Source organism: Shinella sp. 838, from assembly GCF_029623935.1.
Classification (GTDB): domain Bacteria; phylum Pseudomonadota; class Alphaproteobacteria; order Rhizobiales; family Rhizobiaceae; genus Shinella.
On sequence record NZ_JARSBQ010000004.1, the window covers coordinates 17,465 to 31,263 of the forward strand.

Annotated in this window: 15 protein-coding genes; 13 read left to right on the top strand and 2 right to left on the bottom strand. The window is 63.5% G+C overall.

Annotated elements, in window-relative coordinates; genetic code table 11:
• Positions 1–368 precede the first annotated feature (368 nt).
• Positions 369–1,268 carry a LysR family transcriptional regulator gene (locus P9A16_RS14640; protein ID WP_023512126.1) on the bottom strand — a complete coding sequence of 300 codons (900 nt, stop codon included), beginning with the start codon at positions 1,266–1,268 and terminating at the stop codon, positions 369–371.
• 140 nt (positions 1,269–1,408) lie between these two features.
• Here P9A16_RS14640 and P9A16_RS14645 point away from each other — a divergent pair, with 140 nt between their 5' ends.
• Positions 1,409–2,182, top strand: a complete 774-nt coding sequence (locus P9A16_RS14645; RefSeq protein WP_023512127.1) for an SDR family oxidoreductase — start codon at positions 1,409–1,411, stop codon at positions 2,180–2,182.
• An 84-nt stretch (positions 2,183–2,266) separates the two neighbouring features.
• Here P9A16_RS14645 and P9A16_RS14650 read toward each other — a convergent pair whose 3' ends face one another.
• A complete protein-coding gene (locus tag P9A16_RS14650; RefSeq protein ID WP_023512128.1) occupies positions 2,267–3,304 on the bottom strand; it encodes a LacI family DNA-binding transcriptional regulator in 1,038 nt (345 codons plus the stop codon).
• Positions 3,305–3,620: 316 nt separating this feature from the next.
• On the opposite strand from P9A16_RS14650, the gene P9A16_RS14655 reads away from it, so the two are divergent.
• The 12 genes from P9A16_RS14655 to P9A16_RS14710 all read left to right on the top strand — a co-directional run bounded on the left by P9A16_RS14655 (position 3,621) and on the right by P9A16_RS14710 (position 13,774).
• On the top strand, positions 3,621–4,898 hold the full coding sequence (locus P9A16_RS14655) for an amino acid ABC transporter substrate-binding protein (protein ID WP_023512129.1): 1,278 nt from the start codon (positions 3,621–3,623) through the stop codon (positions 4,896–4,898).
• Positions 4,899–4,983: 85 nt separating this feature from the next.
• Positions 4,984–5,730, top strand: coding sequence for an ABC transporter ATP-binding protein (locus P9A16_RS14660; RefSeq protein ID WP_023512130.1), 747 nt, complete (start codon positions 4,984–4,986; stop codon positions 5,728–5,730).
• Positions 5,730–6,458: an ABC transporter ATP-binding protein gene (locus P9A16_RS14665; RefSeq protein WP_023512131.1), complete on the top strand. Its 729-nt coding sequence runs from the start codon at positions 5,730–5,732 to the stop codon at positions 6,456–6,458. The genes P9A16_RS14660 and P9A16_RS14665 overlap by 1 nt, the downstream gene beginning before the upstream one ends.
• Positions 6,459–6,470: 12 nt before the next feature.
• Positions 6,471–7,349, top strand: a complete 879-nt coding sequence (locus P9A16_RS14670) for a branched-chain amino acid ABC transporter permease (protein ID WP_023512132.1) — start codon at positions 6,471–6,473, stop codon at positions 7,347–7,349.
• Positions 7,346–8,392 carry a branched-chain amino acid ABC transporter permease gene (locus tag P9A16_RS14675; RefSeq protein ID WP_051758831.1) on the top strand — a complete coding sequence of 349 codons (1,047 nt, stop codon included), beginning with the start codon at positions 7,346–7,348 and terminating at the stop codon, positions 8,390–8,392. The genes P9A16_RS14670 and P9A16_RS14675 overlap by 4 nt, the downstream gene beginning before the upstream one ends.
• 63 nt (positions 8,393–8,455) lie before the next feature.
• The gene (locus P9A16_RS14680) at positions 8,456–9,241 is read left to right on the top strand and encodes a glutathione S-transferase family protein (RefSeq protein ID WP_023512134.1); all 786 of its coding nucleotides are present in this window, start codon (positions 8,456–8,458) and stop codon (positions 9,239–9,241) included.
• Between the two features lie 18 nt (positions 9,242–9,259).
• Positions 9,260–10,186 carry a dioxygenase family protein gene (locus tag P9A16_RS14685; protein ID WP_023512135.1) on the top strand — a complete coding sequence of 309 codons (927 nt, stop codon included), beginning with the start codon at positions 9,260–9,262 and terminating at the stop codon, positions 10,184–10,186.
• Between the two features lie 3 nt (positions 10,187–10,189).
• Positions 10,190–10,951, top strand: coding sequence for an SDR family NAD(P)-dependent oxidoreductase (locus P9A16_RS14690; RefSeq protein ID WP_023512136.1), 762 nt, complete (start codon positions 10,190–10,192; stop codon positions 10,949–10,951).
• Positions 10,951–11,829 (top strand): 3-keto-5-aminohexanoate cleavage protein, encoded by an 879-nt coding sequence (locus P9A16_RS14695; protein WP_023512137.1) that lies wholly within the window; start codon positions 10,951–10,953, stop codon positions 11,827–11,829. Before P9A16_RS14690 ends, P9A16_RS14695 begins: the two co-directional genes overlap by 1 nt.
• Positions 11,830–11,860: 31 nt before the next feature.
• The gene (locus tag P9A16_RS14700; protein WP_023512138.1) at positions 11,861–12,865 is read left to right on the top strand and encodes a quinone oxidoreductase family protein; all 1,005 of its coding nucleotides are present in this window, start codon (positions 11,861–11,863) and stop codon (positions 12,863–12,865) included.
• An 8-nt stretch (positions 12,866–12,873) separates the two neighbouring features.
• Entirely contained in the window at positions 12,874–13,206 is a 333-nt protein-coding gene (locus P9A16_RS14705; RefSeq protein WP_130514246.1) for a cupin domain-containing protein, read from the top strand.
• Between the two features lie 94 nt (positions 13,207–13,300).
• Positions 13,301–13,774, top strand: a complete 474-nt coding sequence (locus tag P9A16_RS14710) for a gamma carbonic anhydrase family protein (protein WP_443021663.1) — start codon at positions 13,301–13,303, stop codon at positions 13,772–13,774.
• The last annotated feature ends 25 nt before the right edge of the window (positions 13,775–13,799 follow it).

A 13,799-nucleotide genomic window follows, 5' to 3' on the forward strand; every position in this document is an offset into this window, starting at 1 on the left:
GGTGGTAACAGTCCCGGTTTTTCAGGGCGTTGGAGGAAGTGTGTTATGTCCTGAAATGGTGCGTCCCGCCGGCGTAAAAACTCCGTTAGCCATAAACGCAGGACGTGTAGGATTGAATGACAAAGAGGGTTGAAGTGGCCGTTTCCGGCGGTTCGGGAAGAGCGGTTTGCGGTTGCCAACGACGATGCGACCCTTCGGTATCTGGATCGACATCGTCTTTCAGCGCCTGCGCCTGAAGCCGACGGCAGCCTTGAGCAGCCGGTCGTGGCGCTCCGGTTGAACTCTTGCCGGAGGTGCTCTTTCGGGATTGGGAGGCGGGATATGGGCGACCTCTGCCTCGTACAGTGAAGAAAAGCCGTTTCGGAGGACTACAAAAGTTGTCGCCTGAGCAGCGCCTCGAGCCAGTCGGCGAAGACCTGCAACCGACGGGAGAGGTGCTGGCGGTGCGGGTATAGCAGGGCCATCGGCATCGGCTCGGCGCGGTGATGGGGCATGATCTCGACCAGTTCTCCGGCTTCCAGGTGTCCTCTGACGTCATAGGCCGGTATCTGGATCAGTCCGAGGCCGGCGAGACAGCAGGCGATATAGGCCTCCGCACTGTTGACGGTGACGCGTCCCTGCATCTGCATCCTGTGCAGCGTCCCGTTTTCAAGCCATTCCCAGTCCTCGACCCGACCGCTGGAAGGCGAGGCGTAGTTGATCGCCCGGTGATCCCGGAGATCGTCTGGCGTGTGCGGCGTTCCGTGAAGCGCCAGATAGGCCGGGCTGGCGACGTTGATGAGCGGCAGTCTGCCGATCGGGCGTGCGATCAGGCCGGAATCACCGAGCGAACCGACGCGCAGAACGCAATCGACGCCGTCTTCGACGAGATTTACCGCGCGGTCGGTGACGCCGAGATCGATGTCGATCTCGGGATAGTCGTCAAGGAAGCCGGGCAGGGCCGGCGCGACGATCAGGCGTCCTATCCGGCCGGGCACGTCGATTCGCAGCTTTCCCGATGGCCGTGCGGATGTCTGGCGGAACAGGTTTTCCGTGTCCTCGACATCGGCGATGACGCGCTGGCAGCGTTCGTAGAAGGCCACGCCGTCCTGGGTCGGGGAGACCTTGCGCGTGGTGCGATAGAGCAGCCGCGCGCCGACGCGGCCCTCCAGTTCCTGAACGGCTGCCGATACGGAAGAACGGGCAATCCCCAGCGTATCGGCGGCGCGGGTGAAGCTTGCCTGCTCGACGACACGCGCGAAAATGCGGAACAGATCGATACGGTCCACGTGTTCTATCCACTCGATTGCACGGAATTTCTGACAAGTGATGTCAGAATGGCCGTCTTTATCGGCTGATCCTAGACGATATGTTCTTCCCAAGAAAGCGATCGCTCATGTGATCGCGGAACCGGCAAAGGAGGCCGCCCATGACCGACCACAGCATCAAAGGCAAAACCGTCATCATCGCCGGAGGCGCGAAGAACCTTGGCGGGCTGGTCGCCCGTGACCTCGCGGAGCATGGCGCGAAGGCGATCGCAATCCACTACAACAGCGCCGCCAGCAGGGCGGAGGCCGACGCCACCGTGGCCGCCGTCAAGGCCGCGGGCGCCGAGGCCGTCGCCTTCCAGGCCGACCTGACGACAGCCGGTGCCGTCGAAAAACTGTTCGTCGATGCGGTCGCTGCCATTGGCCGGCCGGATATCGCCATCAACACGGTCGGAAAGGTGCTGAAGAAGCCCATGCTCGAGATCAGCGAAGCCGAATATGACGAGATGAGCGCCGTCAACGCCAAAACGGCCTTCTTCTTCATCAAGGAAGCAGGCCGGCATCTCAACGACAATGGCAAGCTGGTGACGCTCGTCACGTCCCTGCTCGGCGCCTTCACGCCCTTTTATGCGAGCTATGCCGGCACCAAGGCGCCGGTCGAGCATTTCACGCGGGCCGCGTCCAAGGAGTTCGGTGAGCGCGGCATCTCGGTAACGGCGATCGGGCCGGGCCCGATGGATACACCCTTCTTCTATCCGGCCGAGGGAGCCGATGCGGTCGCCTATCACAAGACCGCCGCAGCCCTGTCGGGGTTTTCGAAAACCGGCCTCACCGATATCGAGGATATCGTCCCCTATATCCGCTTCATGGTTTCCGATGGCTGGTGGATGACCGGCCAGACCATCCTCGTCAACGGCGGCTACACGACGAAGTAGGGGCGAGGGGCGGCCTTCCTCCCACGGGATAGGCCGCCTTCTGTCCGCCGGGATGGTCGTGGCGGCGCATTCCGGTTTTCGGGATCACGCGAGGCTGCGGACGGGAGCGGTGCTCTCGCGGACGATGATCTCGACCGGCAGGATCGTCTCCGCGGGGATATCCTCCGCCTTCTCGCCATTCATGAGTTGCAGCAGCACGGTGGCCGCGGTCTGGCCGGCACTGTGCTGGAGGATGCGGACGGTCGTCAGCCGGGGGCGGATGAGGTCGAGAAACGGCATGTCGTTGAAGCCGGTGACGGAAACCTCGCGCGGGCAGTCGATGCCGCGCTCGCGCAACTCGTCGATCGCGCCCAGTGCAAGACGGTCGTTGGCGCACAGGACGGCCGTGAATTTCCGGCCCGGTACCAGGAGATCCCGGATGCAGCGTGCGCCCTCCTGCTCGTCGAAGCGCCGGGCGGTTGCCACGAGGTCGGGGCGGAACTCCAGTGAAAGGGCAGCAGCGGCGTTGCGGAAGGCGGCAAGGCGAAGCTGGCCGGTCGACAGGTCCTGCGGACCGGCGAGATGGGCAATGTCGCGATGGCCGAGATCGCGCAGGTGGCGCAGCATCTCGCAGATGCCGGCGTCCTCGTCGTTGATGATATAGGGAATCTGCGAGTTCTCGACCATGCGGTTCAGCGTCACCACCGGCAGGCCTTCGGCTGCGGCCCGCGCGATGGACGGATCGCTTCTCAACACGGCCGCGTGAATGATGCCATCGACGCCGCGGTCCCGCAGCACGTCGACAAGACGGCTTTCCCGATCCCGTTCACTATCGGTATTGACGATGATCGATGCGTAGCCCAGCGGCTCGAGAACGCTCTCGATACCGCGCAGGATAGGCGGAAAGATCACGTTGGTGATGTCGGGAATCATCACGCCGACGGTCATCGTGCGATTGGTCCGAAGCCCGGCGGCGATGCGGTTCGGCCGATATCCCAGGGCATCCGCCGCAGCCTGGATGCGGCTGGCAACCTCCTCCGTGATCGACTTGCGCTCCACAGGATCAAGCGCCCGGGAGACGGTGGATACGTGTACGCCTGTCTCCCGGGCGATATCCTTCAGCGTAACCCGTTTCTGCCGCATCTGATCCCCTCTGATTTTTCCATATTAGCAGATGACGGATGGCGCACGCAATCGTTTGCGAAAATCCTTGACCAAACGCAAGTGCCATGATACCTCATCTTCGCAATCGATTGCATGGACGCTTGGAGGAGAGTTCCTGCATCGGGCAGATACCGGTTCGTCGTAGAGGGCGGCCGGCAAAATACCCCTAATGATCCCGGACGGGGAATGCGGCAGCGTCCGCTGGGCTTCCTTTACCGGGCACGAAATTTAGCCGGGTTCCCCGCGGTGGGCGCCCGGTCGCGGATACAATCGATCGCTAACGGGAGGAAGGCGTATGAGATTGAATACATTGCTCGCGGCAACGGCCGCTGTGGCGATTACGGCCAGTGCGGCCCATGCGGAAAATCTGAGGATAGGCGCTTCGCTGCCGATTACCGGGGGACTCTCGGTCAGCGGCGAAAAACACAAACGGGGCTACGAGCTCTGCACGAAACTGATCAACGAAGCCGGCGGCATTCTCGGCCGGCAGGTCGAGCTGATCGTCAGCGACAACCGGTCCGATACGGCGACCGCGATCAACCAGTACGAACGTTTCATCAATGTCGATAAGGTCGAGGCGGTATATGGCACGTTTTCGAGCCGCCTGACCTTCCCGGTCGCCAGCATCCTTTCGAAATACAACATGGTGCACGCCATTCCCTCGGGCGGGGCGCTGCGCATCTACGAGCAGGGCTACAAGAACCTGTTCTACTTCCAGGTCAACGCCGCTGAATATACCGGCAAGGACGTGGCCGCGGTTATCAAGCAGCTCATTCCGGCCGGCGAAGCGCCGAAGAGCGTGGCCGTGGTTTCAGCGGACGACTTCTTCGCCAATGCCATCGAGGCGGGTCTGCTCGGGCAGAAGGTGAAGGACCCCGCGACCGACAAGGAGATCGCCGATCTGGCACCCGGTTACCTCGCGGATGCGGGTATCGAGGTCCTGATGAAGGAGAAGTGGCCGGAGGAAGGTTTCAACGACTGGCTGAACCTTGCCAATTCGGTCAAGCGCTCCGGTGCCGAGATGGTCATCGGCCTCACGGCATCGGCGGAAGAAGCGGTGCAGTTGACCCGCAGCCTCAAGACCGTCGGCGCCACCCCCAAGCTGGTCTATCTCAGCCAGGGAGCGCAGACGGAGTTCATCGAGGGCGTTGGCAAGGAAGCGGCCGATGGCGTGCTGATCCACACCACCTGGCACAAGGACGTGCCGTTCGAAAGCACGCTGGCCGGCAAGCCGTTCAACAACGCTGACTTCGTCAAGGCCTTCACCGCCGAATACAGTGTCGAACCGGACGAGGACAGCGCCATTCCGTTCGCCGTCTGCCAGGGTATCGAGCAGGCGATCCTCGGAGCGGGGACCACCGACAATGCCAAGATGGGCGAATGGCTGCATGCGCGCACCAAGGAGGACCCGGTCCGCACGGTGCTTGGCCGCTTCTCCTGGGATGACGTCGGCCTGCCGGTGGAGAAGTCCCACATCATGACGCAGTGGCAGGATGGCAGCCTGAAGTTCGTCTACCCGACTGGCGAATTCGAGGGCGTATCGCCGTTCAGCTATCCCAAGAACGGGTTCTGAGAAGACAGGCAGTGGAGGGGTGCCCGCCCGGGCATCCTTCCCATCGCCGGCCATTGTCAGCGCAACTGCGAAAGGTAGATGGCGCATGCTGGAAGTGAAGAACCTTTGTAAGCATTTCGGCGGCATCAAGGCTGTCGACGGTGCGACGTTCACGGTTGAGAAAGGCGCGATCACCGCCCTGATCGGACCGAACGGCGCCGGAAAGACGACGGCGTTCAACTGCATCAGCCGAACGGCGGCGCCGACATCCGGCGAGGTCTGGCTCGATGGCGAGCGGATCGACCACCTCCGGCCGCACAAGATCACGGCCAAGGGCCTCAGCCGGACGTTCCAGATCTCGCGCAACCTCGGCGACATGACGGTGATCGAGAATGTCATCGTTCAATCCCGGGTCGAGGGCCTGCGCGGCCTGTTCCGCCCCGCCATGTCGCGAGAGGAGAGGGACAAGGCGATGTCGATCCTCGATTTCCTCGGCATCACCCGCATCGCCCACGAGGATGGTCACAATCTCTCCTACGGGCAGAAGAAGCTCATGGACCTCGCCGCGCTTTTGATGTCCGACCCGAAGATCATCCTGCTCGACGAGCCGGCCGGCGGGGTCAACCCGTCGCTGATGGAAGAGATCGTCGGCCATATCCGCGCACTTAACGACAAGGGCCTGACGGTGCTGATCGTGGAGCACAACATGGACCTGATCATGCGCCTCTCGCACAAGGTCGTGGTCATGGCGCACGGCAAGGTCATCTGCGCCGGCACGCCCGACGTCGTGCGCAGGGATCCCCACGTGCTGGATGCCTATCTCGGCGGCGTCCTGGAAGATGAGGCTGCCTGATGACGAAACTTCTTGAGGTCACCAACATCACCGCCGGCTACGGCGACGGCCCCGCCATCATCGATGGGGCGCATCTGACCGTCGAGCCCGGCAAGGTCCATTGCATCATCGGCCCCAACGGTGCCGGCAAGTCGACGCTGCTCAAGGCGATCTGCGGCATGCTGTCGATCCGCAAGGGCGACGTTCTGTTCAAGGGCGAGCTGCTGAACGGGCTGCGTCCAGACCAGATCCTGCGCAAGGGCATCTGTTTCGTGCCGCAGGAACGGGCGCTGTTTGCGAAGATGACCGTGCGGGAGAACCTGCGCATGGGCGGTTTCATCCTTGACGACAAGAAGGAGCTGGAGCGCCGCATCGAAGGCATTCTCGAACGTTTCCCGATCCTTCGCGAGCGTGCCGACCAGCATGCCGGCACGATGTCCGGCGGCCAGCAGCAGACGCTCGCCATGGCCCGCACGCTCATCATCAAGCCGGACATCGTCATGCTGGACGAGCCGTCCCTCGGTCTTGCGCCGAAGGTCGTCCAGGAGATGTTCGACATCATGAAGATGATGTCGGCGGAAGGCGTCACCGTCCTCCTCGTCGAACAGAACGCGCTGATGGGGCTCAGGAACGCCGACTGGGGCGTGGTGCTCGATCTCGGCCGGACACTGTTCGAAGGCCCGGCCGCCACGGTGCTGGCCGATCCGCGCATCCAGGAACTCTACCTCGGCGGCAAGAAGGCCGCCTGACGAGGAACAGACATGGCAGAGATATTGCAGATACTGATCCTGGGCCTGGCGCTTGGCGGCGTCATCGCTCTCATGGGCTCCGGCCTGTCGCTTGTCTTCGGCGTGATGCGCATCGTCAATCTCGCCCATCCCGCGCTGATCATCGGCGGCGCCTACATCACCTACCTGGCGTTCAAGACGTTCGGTATCGACCCGATCGCGATGCTGCCCGTCGCGGCCGTTGCGATGGCGGCCGTCGGCGTGGTGCTCTACCGGCTGCTGTTCCAGCGAGAGACCAAGAGCGCCAAATACTCCGAGATGACCGTGCTGCTCACCTTCGCGCTGGCGATGATGGTGGAGGGGCTGCTTGGTGGCCTGTTCACAAACACGCAGCGGGTGACGTCGCCCGACTACGCCACCGCGGCGTTCTTCATCGGCGACGTCTTCATCCCCAAGGGGCAGCTCTATGCCGGCCTCGTCTCGCTGGCGATTATCGCGGCGCTGTCCCTGTTCCTCAAATATTCGCGGCTCGGTTATGCCATCCGTGCCACGACGCAGAATCGCGAGGCGGCCGAACTCCTCGGCGTCAACGTACAGTTCATCAGCGTGCTTGCCTTTGCCATCGGCATCGGTCTTGCGGGCGCTGCAGGATCGCTGGTCAGCTTCGTGTTCAGCTTCTTTCCGGCCAAGCACTGGGAGTGGATCGCCATGCTGATGTCGGTGGTCGTTCTCGGCGGCATGGGCAGCATTCTCGGCACGGTGGTCGGCGCGCTGGTCTTGTCCGTCATCGCCGCCTTTGTCGGCACCTGGATCGGGGCGACCTGGTCGACGCTGACCTTCTTCCTCGCCCTTTTCATCATTCTGCTGGTTCGGCCACAGGGCCTGTTCGGCGAAAAACCGGAGATGGCATGATGGCCGTTACCCTTCAGGATTCCAGCGCCAGCGCTGTCATCGAGGCGCGCCGCGCCCACAACGAGAAACTGTCGCGCAAGGCGGACCAGACCCGCGCGACCTGGTTCCCGCTCACCTTGCTTGCGCTGCTCGCCGCACTGCCGCTGCTGCAATTTACCGGGAACTACAATTACGTCTTGCACCTGGTGCTGTTCACCGCCTCCTACGTCGCCATGGCCTCGGGCTGGAACATCCTCGGTGGTTTTGCCGGTTACGTCTCGCTCGGCCACGCGGTGTTCTTCGGCGTCGGGGGGTATTTCTCCGGCATGCTTCTGGCGCGCTACGGCATTTCCACGCTGATCACCGCGCCGATTGCCGGCCTCGTTGCCGCAGCCCTCGGCTATGCCGTCGGCATGGTCACGCTCAAGGTACGCGGCCCGAGCTTCATCATCTCGTCGATCGCCCTTTTGATGATCGCCCGTATCCTGTTCGACAACTGGCACTTCATCGGCGGTGCCAACGGTCTCACCCTGCCGCCGAACGACCTGTCGGTGCAGTGGGCGAAGGTGCCGTACTACTATGCCATGCTGGCGATCGCGGCCTTCACCGTATGGTCGGCCTACAAGATCAAGCACTCCAAGTTCGGCCTTGGTCTGCGGGCTCTCTCCAAGGACGAGATCAAGGCGGAAAGCGCCGGCATCGACACGCGCTTCTACAAGGTTTCGGCTTTCGCGCTCTCGGCCTTCTTCGTCGGCATGGCGGGTGCGGTATGGGGCGAGTACCTCACCTATCTCCGGCCGAACATTTTCCTGCTCATCCTGATCTCGGCCAACATGGTGCTGATGTGCATCCTCGGCGGCAAGGGCACGATCGCCGGACCGGTGATCGGCGCGATCCTCATCGTCGCGCTTAACGAGCTCTTCGTCGCCACCATGGGGGCATCCGAAATCAACATCCTCGGCACCGGCCTGGTGATGGCGCTCGGCCTGATCTTCTTCCCGCTCGGACTGGTCGGGACCCTCGCCAGAAGCGGAAGGCTGCCGCGCGTCCTCAACTGGGACTAGCCGGGCACCGCACGGCCCGACATCAGAGAAGACGGCTCGTATCATCAACGAGAGGAAACCGACATGCCCGAATTCGTGCTTTACAACGCGCCGCAGTCCACATGCAGCCAGCGGGTTCGCTATGTCCTTCACGCCAAGGGCAAGGCCTTCGAGGAACACAAGCTCGATCTCTTCAAAGGGGATCAGCTGAAGCCGGAATATCTCGCGATCAACCCCAATGGCGTGGTCCCGACCCTGCTGCATGACGGTGCCCCGGTCACCGATTCCGCCGTCATCATGGAGTATCTGGAGGATATCCTCGGCGGCTTGGCACCGCTGAGGCCCGGCGATCCGCTCAAGGTGGCGGAGATGCGCGCGATGATGCGTTTCATCGACGAGGTGCCGACACCGGCGATCCGCGTGCCGTCGTACAATCTGGCTTTCCTGCCGCACTTCCAGGCGATGGGCGATGAAGAGTTCCAGGCGTTGTGCGACAGCAAACCCCTGCGCCGCGAGTTCCTCATGAAGATGGGGCGCACGGGGTTCCCGAAAGCCGAGATGGACGAGGCCCTGGCACGTCTGCAGCGCGGCATCGACCGCATGGCGGCCTGGCTTGCCGCCAGCGGCGGGCCCTGGCTGATGGGCGCGGACCTCAGCCTTGCCGACATCGCGATCATGCCCGTCATCGTGCGGATGGACGATATCCGGCTTTCCGGCACATGGCATGGCGCCCCGGCGATTGGCCGCTGGCTCGAGAGGATCCGGGAAACGCCCGCCTTTTCTGCGGCCTATTACCACGGGTCGTTGTTGACCGAAAAATACCCACACCTCAAGGCCGGCGCGAAGCAGCCCGAGCCCGTGAATGCCTGAACGCAGTGGAGGATCATCATGGACTATATCAGCAGCCCCCCCAAGCTCATCACGAAGGAAGCGGATGTCACACCCACGGTGCTTGCGGCGATGGCGAACACCGACAATCCGCGGCTGAAGGAAGTCATGACCGTGCTGGTGGAACACCTTCACCAGTTCATTCTCAAGACCCGCCCGACCGAGGAGGAGTTCGAATATGCGCTGCGTTGGATCGTCGAGATCGGTCAGCTGACGAACGAGTTCCACAACGAGGTGGTGCTTGCCGCGGACGTGGTCGGCGCATCGACGCTGATCGACCTCATCAACAATGACGGCATGCAGGGCGAGACGATGTCGGCGCTGCTCGGTCCGTTCTACCGCGGTGGCGCGCCAATCTGCACCAATGGCGACTGCATCGCGCGCTCGCAAACGCCCGGCGCCACGCTCTTCTTCTCCGGCAGGGTGATCGGGGTCGACGGCGCGCCGGTCGCCGGTGCCGTGCTCGATGTGTGGCAGGCGTCCCCCGTGGGTCTCTACGAGAACCAGGACGAGACCCAGGAGGACTGCAACCTTCGCGGCAAGTTCACGAGCGAGGCCGATGGGCGGTATCATTTCCGCTCGGTGAAGCCGGCAGGCTATCCGGTGCCGACGGACGGTCCCGTCGGTGTGCTGCTGCGAGCCCAGAAGCGCGAGCCGATGCGGCCGGCGCACGTTCATTTCATCGTTTCAGCGCCGGGGCACAAGACCCTGATCACGCAGATCTTTTCCGACACGCCCAAGGCACTGGCAGCCGATGTCGTGTTCGGTGCCAAGCAGCAGATCGTCGGCAACTTCGTCATGCATACCGAGCCGCATCCCGATTATCCGGACGCGAGCCTGCCCTTCTACACCTGTGAATACGATTTCAAGCTGGTGCCCGGTAAATCGACAATGCCTGTGCCGCCGATTTCGGGAAAGAAGAGCTGATCCATGGCCGCGCACAATTCCCATCAACCGCTTGAGGGCAAGGTGGCCGTCGTCGTCGGGGGCTCCGGCGGTATCGGCCGGGAGGCCTGCCGGATGCTCGCCGCCGCCGGTGCGGCCGTCGTCGTCGGCTACCGTTCGGGTAGGCAGAAGGCAGAGGAAATCGTCGCTGGACTTGCCGGCGAAGGCCATGTCGCGCTGCCGGTCTCGATCGAAGAAACCACGACGATCGAGGCGTTCCGGAATGCGGTGCTGGAGAGGCTTGGCCGAGTGGACATCCTCGTCAACACGGCTGGTGTCACGGAACCGGTGGCGCATGGCGATCTCGACGCCCTGACGGACGCGATGATCGACCGCATCTTTGTCAACAACTGGCGCGGCGTCTTCGCCACGATCCGCGCCTTCGCGCCGGCGCTGAAGGCGAGCGGTGACGGCCTGATCGTCAACGTCTCGTCGATCGCCGCCTTCACCGGCATCGGCTCGAATGTCGCCTATTGCGGCGCCAAGGCGGGCGTCGACATCATGGCGAATTCGCTCGGCCGGGCGCTTGCCCCCGAAATCCGCGTCATGGTGGTGTCGCCCGGCGCCGTCGACACGCAGTTCGTCCCGGGCCGCGGCAAGGAGTTTGCCGACAAGGTCGCCGCGACCACTCCGCTCAAGCGGATCACCAGCCCGGCGGACGTTGCCGAGGCGATCGTCTCCTGCGCCACGCATCTGAAGTTCTCGACCGGCAGCCGGATTGTCGTCGATGGAGGAAGGCACCTGTAATGCAGCCGAAAGTCATCATCACCTGTGCCGTGACCGGCAATCTGACGACCCGGGAGAACCATCCCGGCCTGCCGGTGACGCCGGAGGAGATTGCGAACGCCTGTCTCGAGGCGGCGGATGCCGGGGCGGCCATCGCCCACATCCATGTCCGCGATCCCGAAACGGCAAAACCGTCGATGGAGCTGAAGCACTACCGCGAGGTGGTCGAGCGGATCAGGGCGAAGAACAACGCGCTGATCCTCAACGTGACCACGGGACCGGGCGGGCGCTACCACCCGAGCGACGAGAACCCGGCGGTGGCCGGTCCGCGCACGACGCTGATGCGGCCGGAAAAGCGCGTCGAGCACATCACCGCGCTGAAGCCCGACATTGCCACGCTCGACCTCAACACCATGACCTTCGGCAACGAGGTGGTGATCAACACTCCCGCCAACGTCAAGATCATGGCCGAGATCATCAACGCGGCAGGCTCCAAGCCGGAGCTCGAAGTCTTCGACACCGGCCACATCGTGCTCGCGCAGGATCTGATGAAGGCGGGCGTGCTGACGTCGCCGGCGATGTTCACCATCGTCACCGGCGTCAAATACGGCTTCCCCTCCACGACAGACGTGATGGCCACCGCCGCGCGCATGCTGCCGCGCGATGCCGTCTGGACGGGCTTCGGCGTCGGCCGGATGTCGTTCCCGATGGCGATGCAGGCCTATCTGCTCGGCGGGCACGTCCGCGTCGGCCTCGAGGACAATTCCTACATCGCCAAGGGCGTGCTGGCGAAGGGCAATGGCGAACTGGTGGAGCGCGCCCGCGATCTGATCGAGAAACTCGGCGGGCAGATTGCCGGTCCGTCGGAAGCCAGGGAAATCTTGGGGCTTGCGGCCTGAGCGGCGCAGCTGGAGCAAAGGAGACGAAGACATGAACATTCAAGCAAGCGCCAAAGCCGGCAATGCCCTCAGGGTTTCCCAGAAATCGCCGGATCTCGATAATCTTCTGATCGATGTCGTCGAGGTGGCCGTACCGCGCCCGGGCCCCGGCCAGGTTCTGGTCGAGATCGTCGCGGCGGGTGTCAATCCCAGTGACGTCAAGGCTTCGCTCGGCCACATGCCGCACGCCATCTGGCCGCGCATACCCGGGCGCGACTTCGGCGGCATCGTGCGTGAGGGGCCGTCGCAGATGATCGGCATGGAGGTCTGGGGCGGCGGCGGCGAGCTCGGCATCAGCCAGGATGGCAGCCACGGCAAATGGATGGTGCTCGACCAGAAGGCCGTGCACGCCAAGCCGAAGACCTTTTCGATGGAGGAGGCGGGCTCGGTCGGCGTGCCCTTCATCACCGCCTATGAGGGCCTGCGCGAGGCGGGCGGCGCCCAGCCGACCGATGTCGTGCTCGTCTGCGGCGGTAATGGCAAGGTCGGGCAGGCCGCAATCCAGCTCGCCACCATGGCCGGGGCGAAGGTCTTCGCCGTCGAGTACAACGAACAGCCCTTGATGGGCCACACCAACGGCCCGGTCACGATGCTGAACAGCGCCGTCGACGATGTCGCGGCCATCGTTCGCGACATGACGGGCGGTCACGGCGCCGATATCGTCTTCAACACCGTCGGCAGCCCCTATTTCGAGATCGCCAACAAGGCGATGGCCAAGCAGGCGCGGCAGATCTTCATCTCGACCTTCGACCGCGCCGTGCCCTTCGACATCTTCAACTTCTTCCGCGGCCGCCACAAATATATAGGCATCGACACGCTGGCGCTGTCCTCCGTCGATGGCGCGCGGATATTCGACCGGCTGAAGCTGAAGTTCGAGGAGGGCCTGCTCAAGCCGTTCCCGATCAATCCCGACTGCTGCTACGACCTCAAGGACGCTGCGAAGGCCTACGCTTCAGTGCTGCGCGGGACGCCCGAGCGGGTCCTGCTCAAGCCGTAGGACGCATCATGCAGGTCACGCGCTACAGCGAGGCGAAGCCCTATGAGGCGGCCGAACACTACGACATGCACTGCCTGCGCCTGCAGGGCAAGGAGGCGACGGCGACGGACACGATCTGGATCGGCCTGTCGCATCTCCTGCCGGGCGGACGCACCTCGCTCAAGGCGGCGGCAGTGGAGAAGATCTACATCGTCGTTGCCGGCGAGGTCACGGTCGAAACCGCCGATACCGCCGTTACGCTCGGTGTGCTCGACAGCTGCCGGCTGGCGCCGGGCGAAGCGCGCGCACTCGTCAACCGCACCAATGCGCCGGCATCGATCCTTCTCGCAATGCCGACCTGAAGCCGAAGGGATGGGCCGGAAATCATGCACAATCCGACACTGTTCCGGCTGGGCGACCGGGCGCCCAGCCTGCCGGCAGACGGCGAATTCTACATTGCCCCGGGGCGCCGCCGTCATCGGCGACGTGCGCATCGCCCCGGGCGTCAGCATCTGGTTCAACGCTGTCCTGCGCGGCGACAACGAACCGATAACCCTCGGTGCCGGCTCGAATGCCCAGGACGGCTGCGTCATCCATACGGATCCGGGGTTTCCAGTCGCGATCGGCGAGGACGTCACCGTCGGCCACAATGCGATCGTGCATGGCTGCAGCATCGGCAGAGGAAGCCTGATCGGCATGGGTACGACCATCCTCAACGGCGCCCGCATCGGCGAGCGGTGCCTGGTCGGGGCGAATTCGCTCGTTCGCGAAGGCATGGTGGTGCCGGACGGATCGCTCGTCATCGGTGTTCCGGCCAAAATCGTCAGGACGCTCGATGGGGATGCGGCGGAGAACCTGTCACGCGGCGCGGAACGATACCGTGCGAAGGCAGACTCTTATTCCCGTGACCTTGAAATGTTCGACCCCTGAAAACGGATATGTTCGGCAACGCTGG

What these genes read in the sequence shown, in the direction of transcription:
- P9A16_RS14645 (WP_023512127.1), top strand. Translation starts at nt 1,409, where the DNA reads ATGACCGACCACAGCATCAAAGGCAAAACCGTCATCATCGCCGGAGGC.
- P9A16_RS14650 (WP_023512128.1), bottom strand. Translation starts at nt 3,304, where the DNA reads ATGCGGCAGAAACGGGTTACGCTGAAGGATATCGCCCGGGAGACAGGC.
- P9A16_RS14655 (WP_023512129.1), top strand. Translation starts at nt 3,621, where the DNA reads ATGAGATTGAATACATTGCTCGCGGCAACGGCCGCTGTGGCGATTACG.
- P9A16_RS14660 (WP_023512130.1), top strand. Translation starts at nt 4,984, where the DNA reads ATGCTGGAAGTGAAGAACCTTTGTAAGCATTTCGGCGGCATCAAGGCT.
- P9A16_RS14665 (WP_023512131.1), top strand. Translation starts at nt 5,730, where the DNA reads ATGACGAAACTTCTTGAGGTCACCAACATCACCGCCGGCTACGGCGAC.
- P9A16_RS14670 (WP_023512132.1), top strand. Translation starts at nt 6,471, where the DNA reads ATGGCAGAGATATTGCAGATACTGATCCTGGGCCTGGCGCTTGGCGGC.
- P9A16_RS14675 (WP_051758831.1), top strand. Translation starts at nt 7,346, where the DNA reads ATGATGGCCGTTACCCTTCAGGATTCCAGCGCCAGCGCTGTCATCGAG.
- P9A16_RS14680 (WP_023512134.1), top strand. Translation starts at nt 8,456, where the DNA reads ATGCCCGAATTCGTGCTTTACAACGCGCCGCAGTCCACATGCAGCCAG.
- P9A16_RS14685 (WP_023512135.1), top strand. Translation starts at nt 9,260, where the DNA reads ATGGACTATATCAGCAGCCCCCCCAAGCTCATCACGAAGGAAGCGGAT.
- P9A16_RS14690 (WP_023512136.1), top strand. Translation starts at nt 10,190, where the DNA reads ATGGCCGCGCACAATTCCCATCAACCGCTTGAGGGCAAGGTGGCCGTC.
- P9A16_RS14695 (WP_023512137.1), top strand. Translation starts at nt 10,951, where the DNA reads ATGCAGCCGAAAGTCATCATCACCTGTGCCGTGACCGGCAATCTGACG.
- P9A16_RS14700 (WP_023512138.1), top strand. Translation starts at nt 11,861, where the DNA reads ATGAACATTCAAGCAAGCGCCAAAGCCGGCAATGCCCTCAGGGTTTCC.
- P9A16_RS14705 (WP_130514246.1), top strand. Translation starts at nt 12,874, where the DNA reads ATGCAGGTCACGCGCTACAGCGAGGCGAAGCCCTATGAGGCGGCCGAA.